The 12,551-nt window shown below is 65.7% G+C and carries 7 protein-coding genes; 4 read left to right on the top strand and 3 right to left on the bottom strand.

Annotated features, from left to right (window positions below):
* Positions 1-5: 5 nt before the first annotated feature.
* A complete protein-coding gene (gene apbC / locus ABIE53_RS06150; RefSeq protein ID WP_053857684.1) occupies positions 6-1,094 on the bottom strand; it encodes an iron-sulfur cluster carrier protein ApbC in 1,089 nt (362 codons plus the stop codon).
* Positions 1,095-1,475: 381 nt separating this feature from the next.
* Here apbC and ABIE53_RS06145 point away from each other — a divergent pair, with 381 nt between their 5' ends.
* Complete coding sequence (locus ABIE53_RS06145; RefSeq protein ID WP_029971135.1) at positions 1,476-2,129, top strand: YiaD family glycine zipper/OmpA-like lipoprotein; 654 nt, start codon at positions 1,476-1,478, stop codon at positions 2,127-2,129.
* 401 nt (positions 2,130-2,530) lie between these two features.
* Complete coding sequence (metG, locus tag ABIE53_RS06140; RefSeq protein ID WP_107707196.1) at positions 2,531-4,678, top strand: methionine--tRNA ligase; 2,148 nt, start codon at positions 2,531-2,533, stop codon at positions 4,676-4,678.
* 95 nt (positions 4,679-4,773) lie between these two features.
* Here the strand turns inward: metG and ABIE53_RS06135 are convergent, their stop codons facing one another.
* Together ABIE53_RS06135 and ABIE53_RS06130 are read right to left on the bottom strand one after the other, a co-directional pair.
* Positions 4,774-9,180 (bottom strand): translocation/assembly module TamB domain-containing protein, encoded by a 4,407-nt coding sequence (locus ABIE53_RS06135; RefSeq protein ID WP_192700155.1) that lies wholly within the window; start codon positions 9,178-9,180, stop codon positions 4,774-4,776.
* A gap of 28 nt (positions 9,181-9,208) precedes the next feature.
* Positions 9,209-11,065, bottom strand: a complete 1,857-nt coding sequence (locus ABIE53_RS06130; RefSeq protein WP_029971132.1) for an autotransporter assembly complex protein TamA — start codon at positions 11,063-11,065, stop codon at positions 9,209-9,211.
* Between the two features lie 359 nt (positions 11,066-11,424).
* Between ABIE53_RS06130 and ABIE53_RS06125 the strand changes: the two genes are divergently transcribed.
* Both ABIE53_RS06125 and ABIE53_RS06120 read left to right on the top strand, forming a co-directional pair.
* Positions 11,425-11,610, top strand: coding sequence for a DUF3460 family protein (locus ABIE53_RS06125; protein WP_029971131.1), 186 nt, complete (start codon positions 11,425-11,427; stop codon positions 11,608-11,610).
* A 16-nt stretch (positions 11,611-11,626) separates the two neighbouring features.
* On the top strand, positions 11,627-12,502 hold the full coding sequence (locus ABIE53_RS06120; protein ID WP_029971130.1) for a segregation and condensation protein A: 876 nt from the start codon (positions 11,627-11,629) through the stop codon (positions 12,500-12,502).
* Positions 12,503-12,551: the final 49 nt, after the last annotated feature.

Here is a 12,551-nt window from a genome sequence, read left to right as displayed (position 1 = left end):
GCGCGTCAGGTGTTCTGGACCACGATGTTCGGAAACTTCGAGGTCATGTCGCGCGCCCGTTCCGCGATGTGCACTGCCATCTTCCGCGCAATCGTGCGATAGATGTCCGCGATGCGTCCCTGCGGATCGGCCACGACCGTCGGCCGGCCGGAGTCGGTCTGCTCGCGGATCGCAATGTCGAGCGGCAGGCTGCCGAGCACGTCGACGCCGTATTCCTTGCCCATGCGCTCGCCGCCTCCGGCGCCGAAGATATGTTCTTCGTGGCCGCAATTCGAGCAGATATGCATGGCCATGTTCTCGACGATGCCGAGAATCGGAATGCCCACTTTTTCGAACATTTTCAGGCCCTTGCGCGCGTCGAGCAGCGCGATGTCCTGCGGCGTCGTGACGATCACGGCGCCGGTCACGGGCACGCGTTGCGAGAGCGTCAACTGGATGTCGCCGGTGCCCGGCGGCATGTCGACGATCAGATAGTCGAGATCGCGCCAATTGGTCTGCCGCAGCAACTGTTCGAGCGCGGAGGTGGCCATCGGGCCGCGCCAGACCATCGGATTGTCCTGTTCGATCAGGAAGCCGATGGAGTTGGCCTGCAGACCGTGACCCGTCATCGGATTCATGGTCTTTTCGTCCGGCGATTCCGGGCGCCCCTCGATGCCGAGCATCAACGGCAGCGACGGCCCGTAGATGTCCGCGTCGAGTATGCCCACCGACGCGCCTTCGCTTGCCAGCGCGAGCGCCAGGTTGACCGCGGTCGTGCTCTTGCCGACACCGCCCTTGCCCGACGCCACCGCCACGATGTTTTTAACGTTCGGCAAGAGTTTCACGCCGCGCTGCACCGTATGCGCGGCAATTTCCTGCGATACCTCGACGCGCGTCCCGGCCACGCCCGGCACGGCCTTGAGCGCGTCGTCGAACTGCTTGCGGATCGCGTCGAATTGGCGCATGGCCGGATAGCCGAGTACCACCGCGACGCTAACCGTGTCACCCTCCACGGTTACGTTTTTGATGTTCCTGGCAGCGGCATACGGCCGGCCGGTGTTAGGGTCAGCGACGGCTGCGAGCGCAGCGTCGACCAAAGCCCGATCGATACTCATTGACACTCCGAGGGAACACTCGCGGCGCGGCGGAATCGAAGTCCCGTCCACGCGCCGGAATTTGCAAGAAATTGTTAGGCAGCATTGCGAAAACCGGGCCTGCCGGGCACCCTTCGGGCAGGCGGACGGCCGTGGGGCCGCATCGCTGCGCGCCAGGCTTTATTGTAGTGGCTCGCGTCGTGCGCTGCCGGAAGACCCTTCTTCACTGTCGGACCGGGACTGAAGAGCGGCCCTGGGTTGACGCCCGGGTTCCGTCTCGATGAGCAGTCTGCTTGGCTCCCGCCGCGTTCGCCGTCCAGGCTTGATCCAGACGCAACGCTGCGGAGTGCTTTACCTGCGCGCTTCATGCGCGTCATTCGCTTCACTCAAGAGGACTTAAAAATGAATGCAAGAATCATGACTCGCCTGGCTGTTTTCGCGGTTGCCGGCTCCTTGCTGGCAGGCTGCGCTAGCCAGCAAGGCACCAACACGGCCGTCGGCACGGGCGTGGGCGCCGGCACCGGCGCGGCGCTGGGCGCGATTTTCGGCGGCGGCAAGGGCGCGGCAATCGGCGCCGGCGTCGGCGCTGCGGTGGGCGGCATTACCGGCTACAACTGGCAATCCATTCACAACAAGCTGTCGGGCGCCACCAAGGGCACCGGCACGCAGATCACCGAGCAGCCGGACGGCTCGCTCAAGCTGAACATTCCGAGCTCGGTCACGTTCGACACGAACAGCTACGCGATCAAGCCGTCGTTCGCGCCGGTTCTGGACCAGCTCACGCAAACGCTGCAGCAGAATCCTGAAGTGATCGCGCAAGTGGTCGGCCACACGGACAGCACCGGCCAGCCGGCGTACAACCAGACGCTGTCGGTCAACCGCGCGCAAAGCGTGACGGGCTATCTGGCGCAACGCGGCGTCGCGCCGCAACGCCTGTCGGCAGAAGGCATGGGCCAGAACCAGCCGATCGCCGACAACAACACCGAAGCCGGCCGTGCCGCTAACCGTCGCGTGGAAATCTATCTGCGCGCCACGGCTCAGCACACGACGCAATAAGGACAGCGCGCGAAAGCGCAGGAGAAATGGGCGGGCGAGGGCCGGCCGCAGGGTGGGCCCCGCGCGCCTGGCGTCGACGTGCGCCGCGCCATGATCCAGCCGTAAAAGATGCATCGCGGGAAATCTCGCACGAGGACGAAAAAAATTTCGAACTCTCGCGAAAATCCGCTGTCTGTCTTTACGGTACGTGGCTGGCGAAGCCGCCGCGTCACCATTCTCCTCTTGTCGTTGTTGCTCCGGGGTTAATCGCCCCGGTTTTTTTTGGGCGCTCGCTTTTCGCATCGCCCGGTGCAGCGCGGCATGACTCCGGCTTCGCATCCGGCTCCGCGCGAGCCCGCGCCCGGTGGGCGTCCGCCTGCTAGAATCGACCTTTCGTCCCACCGCAGGCTCCCACCATCCTTATGTCAGCACCCGCTACCGATCTCATCGCAGGCGCGCCGTCGGGCCGCCGCCAGATTCTCGTCACGTCGGCCCTTCCTTACGCGAACGGGCAAATCCATATTGGCCATCTGGTCGAATATATCCAGACGGACATCTGGGTCCGCGCGCTGCGAATGCACGGTCACGAGGTCTACTACGTGGGCGCCGACGACACGCACGGCACGCCGGTCATGCTGCGCGCGGAAAAAGAAGGCATAACGCCGAAGCAACTGATCGACCGCGTGTGGCAGGAGCACAAGCGCGACTTCGACAGCTTCGGCATTTCGTTCGACAACTACTATTCGACCGATTCCGAAGAGACCCGCGTCCTGAGCGAGAACATCTACCTCGCGCTGAAGGAGGCGGGCCTGATCGACGCGCGCGACATCGAACAGGCGTACGACCCGGTCAAGGAAATGTTCCTGCCCGACCGCTTCATCAAGGGCGAGTGCCCGAAATGCGGCGCGAAAGACCAGTACGGCGACAGTTGCGAAGTCTGCGGCTCGACTTATCAGCCGACCGAGCTCGTCAATCCGTATTCGGTCGTGTCGGGCGCCACGCCGATCCGCAAGACGTCGACGCACTACTTCTTCCGCCTGTCCGACCCGCGCTGCGAGAATTTTCTGCGCGCGTGGGTGGGCGGCCTTGCGCAACCCGAAGCGACCAACAAGATGCGCGAATGGCTCGGCGACGCCGGCGAAGCCAAGCTCGCCGACTGGGACATCTCGCGCGACGCACCCTATTTCGGCTTCGAAATTCCGGGCGCGCCGGGCAAGTATTTCTACGTGTGGCTCGATGCGCCGGTCGGCTACTACGCGAGCTTCAAGAATCTCGCGCAAAAGCGCGGGCTCGACTTCGACGCGTGGGTCCGCAAGGGTTCGACGGCCGAGCAGTATCACTTCATCGGCAAAGACATTCTGTATTTCCACACGCTGTTCTGGCCGGCCATGCTCGAATTTTCGGGCCATCGCACGCCGACCAACGTGTTCGCGCACGGCTTTCTGACCGTCGACGGCGCGAAGATGTCAAAGTCGCGCGGCACCTTCATCACCGCGCAAAGCGTGATCGACACGGGGCTGAATCCGGAATGGCTGCGCTACTACTTCGCCGCCAAGCTGAACAGCACGATGGAAGACCTCGACCTGAACCTCGACGACTTCCAGGCGCGCGTGAACAGCGATCTGGTCGGCAAGTACGTGAATATCGCGAGCCGCGCCGCGGGCTTCCTGATCAAGCGCTTCGACGGCCGTGTGCAGGACAGCGCGATGCAGCATCCGCTGCTCGCTTCGCTGCGCGCCGCGGTCCCGCAAATTGCCGCGCACTACGAGGCGCGCGAGTACAGCCGCGCGCTGCGTCAGACCATGGAACTGGCCGACGCGGTGAACGCCTACGTCGATACCGCCAAGCCGTGGGACCAGGCGAAAGACCCGGCCAACGCCGTCGCGCTGCACGAAACCTGCAGCGTGAGCATCGAGGCGTTCCGCCTGTTGTCGCTTGCGCTCAAGCCGGTGCTGCCGAAGCTCGCCGAAGCCGTCGAAGGCTTTCTCGGTATCGAGCCGCTGGTGTGGGCCGACGCCAACGTGCCGCTCAGTTCCGCGCGTCCGATCAACGCCTACAAGCATCTGATGACGCGCGTCGATCCGAAGCAGATCGAAGCGCTGATCGCGGCCAATCGCGATTCGCTGCAGGCCACGCCGGAAACGGCTGGGTCCGCCGCCGACGCGAAGGCAAAGTCGAAGGCTGCCAAAGCAGCCGCTGCTGCGTCTGCGGCGAGCGACGAAACGCCAGGCATCATCTCGATCGACGACTTCGCGAAGATCGACCTGCGCGTCGCGAAGATCGTCGACTGCAAGGTGGTGGAAGGCTCGGACAAACTGCTGCAACTCACGCTGGATGTCGGCGAAGAGAAAACGCGCAACGTGTTCTCCGGCATCAAGTCCGCGTATCAGCCGGAGCAGTTGATCGGCAAGCTGACGGTGATGGTCGCGAACCTCGCGCCGCGCAAGATGAAGTTCGGTTTGTCTGAAGGCATGGTGCTGGCGGCATCGGCGGCGGACGAGAAAGCCGAACCGGGCCTCTACGTGCTCGAGCCGCACAGCGGCGCGAAGCCGGGCATGCGGGTGAAGTAAAACCGGCAGCGGGCTTTCCGCACCACGCTTTCGCCCGGCAAACAAAAACGGCACGTCCTCAAAAGACGTGCCGTTTTTTTACGCCTGCGAAAAAGTCACCACTTGATCCGGTCGTAGCGCCGCGTGTAGAGCAACGTGAGTCCGTCGAACGTGCCGCCATAAGCCGCGACCGACCAGTAGCGCGTCAGATTGACCGTCGCCTTGATCGCGTTGCTCGCCGACTGCAAGCCCTGCTCATAGCCGATCACGAGCCATTCGTTGATCGCCTTCGACACCATCACCACCTGCGGATCGGTGAGCCCCACTTCGCTGTGTCCAATCGAAAACTCGTCGAGCCCGAAGGTCTGCGCAATCCGCTTGCCGCTCGCGCTGCCGAGCAACGCGAGCGCCGTCGTCATCGTGCTCTGCTGGCCGAGGTTATTGCCCTGGTCCGTACCGTGGCCGAACAGCAGCCACGAGAGCTTTTCGTTGTCCGGCACGTTCGGCTCGGACACGAGCTTCGCGACCGGGAACTGAACTGTGCCCGTCACCTGCACGCCCGCCTCGACCTGCTGATTGCGGCGCATGGCCAGAATGTTGAGGCCCGGATTCGCCACCGGTCCGTTGAACGTGAAGAAGCCGTTTTCGATGTTGAGCTTGCGGCCGAACGCGGTATAGGTTGAGCCCGGCGTCACGCGGACGTTGCCGACCGCGCGCAGCGGCAGATTCGGCGCGCTCATCGCGGTGATGGTGCCGGTCAAACCAAGATCCGCGCCTTGTCCGCGAAAACGGAAGCTGTTGCCGAGACTGATGTCGATGTTCGCGCGCGGCGCGAACGGCCCGATCGGCTTGTTGCTGCCGGGCACCGGCCGCGGCCGCTCGCCGGCCACGGTGCCGTCCGGGCGCACCACGACCACGTCGTCGCCGAGTTTGGGCGCCGACTGCTCCGGCATGTCGAACAGCGCGTGATCGACGACAAACTTGCCGTTGATCGCCATGCCGCCCTGCGCACCCGCGTTCGCGACGGTCGCGCTGCCCGTCAGCGACAGATTGCGGTCCGGCGCGGCAAACAACTCCAGTTTGTCGGCGACGATGCTCGCCGTCAGATCCGGCTCCGCGCCGTCGAGGCGCACCCGGCCCGTGGCCCGCAGGGTGCCGCTCGCGCCGTGGAACTCGACCTGCTGGAAGTCCACGAGATTGTGCGACAGCGCGATCCGCACAATGCCGTCCTTCAACTGCACACCCTGATCGACGAGCGTGGCCGACAACTCGTCGCCGAGCAGCGAGCCGGTCAGATTGGGCTTGGCCACCGTGCCGCCGAGCGCGAGCTTCAGCGCGAGATGGCCGTCGAGCAGATAACTCGGGCCGAACAGCCCGCCGGTGGTTTTCAGCGACGGCACATTGGCGCTCACATTGCCGCTGAGCGCGCTCTCTTCGTCGACGGTCAAGAAGCCGTCGCGCGCGACGAGCGTGGTGTGCGCATCCGCGTCGATCACGCCGATGCGGCTCGCCTGCGCGTGCAGCGTGGCATTCAGACGATTGCCGCCGCTGAACTCGGCGCGCGCGGCCATATCGGTAATGCCGAGCGATGCCAGCCCGCGGCCGATTTCAACCGTGACGTCGCCGCTGCGGCGCTTCAGTTGGATATGGCCGCTTGCGGTGCTGCCGAGCGCGAAGTCCCAGTCGCCGTCGAAGATCAGATCGGTCCTCACCGCCGGCGGCGCGCCGGTGATCTCGCGCCGCAAGTCCTGCAGACGCGCGAGCGAAATGCCGGTCAGCGTGCCCGCCGATTGCGCGCGGCCGTGATCGAACGCGAACGACTTCAGGCTCAGCACCGCGCCTTCGAGCGTGAGCCGCGTCGCGCCGAGCGTGAGGTGGCGCGGCCCGGCGCTCACGGCAAGCGGCGACTCGAGATTCAACGCGGGCGTGCCGCGGTTTTGCAGACGCGTCACGGTGCCGTCCCAGCGCGTGCCGTCGCGTGCTTCGGTGAGCTTGCCGTTGGCCGCGAGCGTCAGATCGAGCGGCCGATCCTGCAGCTTGCCGGTCGCGGCTGCTTCGAGCGAATGATTGGCGCGCGTGCCGGTCAGGCGCGCGGTGAGCGTGGCGAGATCGACGCCGCCGGCGCTCACGTTGCGCGCATCCGTCGTGAAGACGAGCGCGCCGTTCGCGCCGTCGCGCACTTCGGCGTGGCCTTCCGCGTGGCCGATGCGGTTGCTGCTCAACACGACGCTGTCGGCCTTGTAGTTCAGCACGACGTTCGGATGGTCGAACGAGCCGGTGAGATCGCCGTCGGCGGCAATCATTCCGGCGAGGCCGAAGCCGAGGCGCTCGAGCGCGGGCGCGTCGATATGAAAACGCAAGCGGTCGCCGCGCGCGCCGAAGCTGCCTTGCAAGTCCACCTGATTGCCCGCCACCGACAGGTTCGCGCGGCTCGGCAGGATTCGCGAGCCGGCCAGTTGGATCGTGCCGCCGCCCGTCAGCGGCAGGCCGTCGTAGACGCTCGGGCCCAGTTTGAATTCGGCCTTGGTGGTGAAGCCCGGAGCCAGGACGCCGGTCGCGGACAAGGTGCCGTTGACCTTCGCCTCGATCTTGCGCGCGGGCGGCGCGGCCCGTTTCGGCGCGGACGTCTTGCGCTGCATGACCTCACTTTTGACGACGGCCTTGCCGGTGTTCTTCACGGCGGCAGCCGCCTTGTCGGCCGGAGCCGCGCTTTTTGCGCCAGCCGTGCTGCCGGCTTGTGCGGCAGCTTCGCTGGAAGCTTCAGCGGCCCGCTTGCCTTTGGCTGCGCGCTGCGGTCCAGAGGACGCGGCGACCGGCGTGCGCGACGGCATCTGCGAGGTCAGCGTCAACGGGTCGAAGTCGGTCAGTTGCGCTTTCAGGTTGTAGCTGGAATTGGCGTCGTGCTTGAGCGCGCCGGACAGTTCGATGCGGCCCTTGCCCGACGTGATGCGCACGTCGTTGAAGCTGAGCCGCGCCGGGTCCATCGTGAGCTTGCCTTGCGCCCGCAACGCCGCTTTCGGGTCGGCGAGATCGAGCGTCACGCTCTGAATGTCGTCATTCAGACGGATGGCGATGGGCCCGGAAAGCTGCGTCGGCCGCACGGTCGCCTGGAGTGCGTTGAGGTCGAGGCCGGCGACCTGCAGGTCGAACTGCCCGCGCTTGCCGGTGAGCGCGCCGCCGCCTGTGAGCGTCGCGTTCTTCACGAGCCGGACGGCGAGGTTCGAGATGCGCTGCGCGTCGGCGTCGAGGCGCACGTCGGCGTTGGCGTCGATGAGCGGCAGCAGGTTCTGATCGATCGCGCCGGGACGCGCGTTGACGATCGAGATATGGCCCGCGACGGCGAACGGGCTCGGCGTTTTGCTGGCGCTTGGGCGATGGGGGGAGCCTGGGGCATGCACAGCGCCGTCACGGCCCGCTCCGCTGTTTGCGCTGTTTGCGCTGGTTGCGCTGTTCGCGCTGTCGCCGGCCTTTCCGCTTGTCGCGCCCTTGCCGCTGGTCGCGCCGTTCACACTGCTCGCGCCGTTTGCGCCGCTCGCGCCCGCCTCCGCCCCCACCGGCTGCAACTCCGCCCTCACGGCCAGATCGGCGAGCGGCGCGCCCGGCGCGAACGCCTGCGGATTGACGTGATCGAACGTCAGCGTCGCGCGCTTGAGCGGCACCTCGGCGAACGGCGTGGCTTCGATTTGCGCGTGCCCGGCGAGCTTCATCCCGCTTGCGTCGAGTTCGGCGAGCACATTCTCCAGCGACCCGCTCAGATGCCCGCCCACCTGCACCGCCTCGTCGTTGACCTTGCCCGAGTAACCGACATCGCCCGTCAGCGGAAACGGTTTGACGCCGTCCAGTCTCGCCGACGCCGTCACCCCGCCGAACGGCGTATCCAGGCGCTCGACCGCGGCCTCGTGATGACGTCCGTCGCTGCGGCCATGAAAAGCGAAGTGCGAAAACTCGCTCGTCGACGTGCCCTGGCGCAGCAGCAGGCTGTCCACTTGCACATCGCGGATCTCGAGCTGCATCGGCAAGCGCAGGTCCTGCGGCAGCTTCAGCGGTTCATTGCTGCTCGGCGACGATGCGCCGATGCGCGCGTCGATGGTGCCGACATGCAGATAGTCGATCGTGAAGCGCCACGGTTCGCGCGTCAGCCCCCAGCGGCCCGACACGCGGTCGATCTGAATGTCGGTGCCGCTGCCGTCCAGCGCTCGCCAGCGCACTGCGCGCAGCCGCACGCCGTTGGCCAGCGCGCCGCCTTCGAGCGTGCCGCTCAGCTTGCCGCCCAGCAGCCGGACCGCCGCCTGCCACGCGTACGCGGTGCCGCGCTCGGTGGTGAGCGCGCCGTACACGAGACCCAGCGCCAGAACGAGCAGCAACACCAGCACCGCGACGGTCCAGCCGAGCGTCTTCAGCAGTAGACGGCCAGCGCCGCGGCGCTTCCGAGGCGGCTGCGGCGCGCCGGGTTGTCCGGCGGCGCCGGCCGGCTCGTTGCCGGGCGGCGGCGCGGGAGGTTGGGCGGAAACGTCCGTGGTCATGCGCGGTTCGGGTAAAAGGAGGTTTCCATCAGAAGGCGATCCCAAGCGTCAGATAAGGCCGCACGCTTCGGTTGCGGATGCCGTAGGCCACGTCGACGTTGACGGGGCCGACCGGGCTGCGCCAGCGCGCGCCGACGCCCACGCCCGGATAAAACACTCTTTCGCCCCAGGTGTCGGTGGCGGTGCCGACGTCGAAGAACGCGGCCGCGCCCCAGTCGTGCGTGAACCAGTGCTGATATTCCGCCGACCCCGTCAGCAGATATTTGGTCGGCAGCACGGAACCCTGAACGTTGTTACCGATGCTCTGGTAACTATAGCCACGCACCGAATTCGAGCCGCCCGCGCGAAACAGCAGCGAGGCCGGAATGCCGCTCGAACTGCCGCTCGTGAACACGCCGCCCAGTTCCGCGCGAAATACCACGAGGTCCTGCTTGCCGATCGGCAGGTACTGCTGGCCGCGCGCGTAGCCGCGGATAAACGTCTGGTCGGTCAGCACGCCCTTCACCGCGAAACCGGCCTCGACGTGGATCAGATTGCCTTTGCGCGGAAACAGCGGGTCGTCGGTATTGCGCCGGGTCCACGACCAGGTCGGCACCAGCGCGCGGCTCGTGGTCGGCGGCCCGACGTTCTGATCGAGCCGATCCTGGTAGAACAGGATCGCGTAGTTGTAGTCGATGAATTGCGACGTGCGCGTGCGCTGCACACCGCCGCGGATACTGTAGATGCGCGTGTCGGAAACATCTGTCGTCGTGTAGGAAGCGAGCACGCTATTGGTCCATGCGCGCGGGCCCGGCGGCATCGCAAGCTGGATCTGGCCGTATTGCTGCACTTGATCGACCCGGCCGTCGATGGTGAACGGCCACGCCTTGCCGAACGTATTCAGATACGAGTACGCGCCCTGCACGAGCGCGCCGTTATCGGTCGAATAGCCGACGCCGCCGCGAATACTGTTGTACGGATATTCCGACACCTTCACATGCAGCGGCGTTTCGGCGGGCTTGGCCGGGTCGCTGTCCACGTCGATCGCGACGCTCGCGTAGTACGGCGTGTTCTGCAACTGCCGCTGCAATTCGGTGATGCGCTGGACGTCGTAAATATCGCCGACCGAAATCGGATTGACGTTGTCGACGATCTGCTCCGGATAGCGCCGCGTGCCCGACACGTCGAGCTTGCCCATCGTGAAGGTCGGCCCGCTTTCATAGGCGACGGAGAGCTTGGCCTCGTGCGTGCGCGGATCGACGCGCGCCTCCGAGTGGTAAATCTTCGCGCCGAGATAGCGGCGCGCCTGCAACGCCTTTAGCGATGCGTTCTTCGCGTCGTCCCAGTCGCCCTGCGAAAACGGATCGCCTTCGTGCAGCGAAAACGCGAAGCGCGCGGTGTTTTCCTGCTCCGGGTCCTCGGTCAGCACCGGGCCGCGAAACGACAGCGAGATCGAACTGATGGTGGTTTGCGGGCCTGGATCGACGCTCACGGTGACGCGCTTCGCGTTGTCGACCGTGCGCACGTCGGTGCGCACAATCGGCGTGAAATAGCCCTGCGTCGCGGCCAGATCGCGTACTTGCTGCGGCGTCGCGGTGATCAGAAATTCGAACTGATCCTCGCTGATGTCGGGACGCTTCGCGAAGCGCGCAATATCCAGATGCTCTTCGAGGAGTTTGCGCAGCGAGCGCGGCGAGGCTTCCACGTCGACCTTGTAGCTCGCCGCCGCGCGCGCCGCGTAAGCGGGCCCGCCGGCGAGCGTCAGCAGCAGCACGGCGGCGGCAAGCCACGCGCGCAGCCAGCGCCGCAGCGCCGCGTTGCCGGCTAACGCGCGCCGCTGCGCTGCGCCCCGCGCGCCGCGTTCACCGCGCCGCTCTAGCGGCTTTTCGATCGCACACCCCGCCAAGCAGGACCTCCGGCCATGGTTGATGAATTTTTCGTTCGGGCGCGCAGTGCCGCCGAAGCTCGCTATTTGACCACATCGGCGGAAGCGCGCTATCTCTAAACGCACGCTCGAACACAAGCTCGAACGCGCTGCCGATCCCGCCGCAGACGCATCCAGCGAGGCGGACGCGCCCGCCTTTGACGCGTCATACGGCGCGCGGTTCCAGCCACGCATGCAGCGCGCAACATCGGCCACGATGCGTGCGCCGTCGACGGGGTTTTTCGACCGCGCGCGGCGCATGCGCTAAAATTGCGAAATAGATGCGGCATCCGCACGAAGACCAGCGAAGCCGCCGTTTCCCCAACCACGGACGTCGAGCCATGTATCAGTCGGACATCACCCAGTTCCTCAATCAGCTCAAGGAGCAGAAGCCCACGCTGGAAGCCGAGCAGCGCCGCGGCCGGGCGCTCTTGTGGGACAAGCAGCCGATCGACCTGGAAGAGCGCGCCGAGCAGAAGGCTTCGCGCGTCGAACAGACGCCTTACCAGTACTATCAGAACTTCTAAGCGCCCGGCGCAACCGATGAGTCACGCCGACGAGGCACACGGCGCGCCGCCGGATTCGTCCGACGCCGCGCTTGCCGCGCCCGCCACCGATTCGACGCCGGACACCGTCGACGGCATTGCTTTCGCGCGCCTGTACGGCGAGCCGCTCTTCAAGCTGCCCACCGACCTGTACATCCCGCCGGACGCGCTCGAGGTGTTTCTCGAAACGTTCGAGGGACCGCTGGATCTGTTGCTCTACCTGATCCGCAAGCAGAACTTCAACGTGCTCGACATTCCGATGGCGGATGTCACGGTGCAATACCTCGGCTACGTCGACCAGTTGCGCCAGACCAATCTCGAACTCGCATCCGAATATCTGCTGATGGCGGCCATGCTGATCGAGATCAAGTCGCGCATGCTGCTGCCCGTCAAGAAGGTGGACAGCGGCGAGGAAGCCGAAGACCCGCGCGCCGAACTCGTGCGGCGCCTGCTCGAATACGAGCAGATGAAGCTCGCCGCGCAGCGCATCGACCAGTTGCCGCAACTGGGGCGCGACTTCCTGCGCGCCGAGGTCTATATCGAGCAAAGCATCACGCCGCGCTTTCCCGACGTGAACAGCGAAGACCTGCGCGCCGCGTGGGCCGACGTCATCAAGCGCGCGAAGCTCGTCCAGCATCACAAGATTTCGCGCGAGGAACTGTCCGTGCGCGAGCACATGAGCTCGATCCTGCGGCAATTGCAAAGCGCACGCTTCATGGAGTTCGCCGAGCTGTTCGATACCGGCAAGGGCGTGCCCGTCGTGGTGGTGAACTTCATCGCGGTGCTCGAACTGTGCCGGGAATCGCTCGTCGAAATTACCCAGGCGGAGCCGTTCGCACCGATCTATGTGCGCCTCGCCTATTTGCCGGCCTGAGCGTCGCTTTCGGGCGGAAGCGCGGCCGTTAGGCCGGCCATTCGCCAGG

The organism is Paraburkholderia sp. OAS925, from assembly GCF_040543975.1.
Lineage (GTDB): Bacteria > Pseudomonadota > Gammaproteobacteria > Burkholderiales > Burkholderiaceae > Paraburkholderia > Paraburkholderia graminis.
Note: the sequence above shows the minus strand (reverse complement) of the source record. Positions and strands in the feature narration are given on the sequence as shown.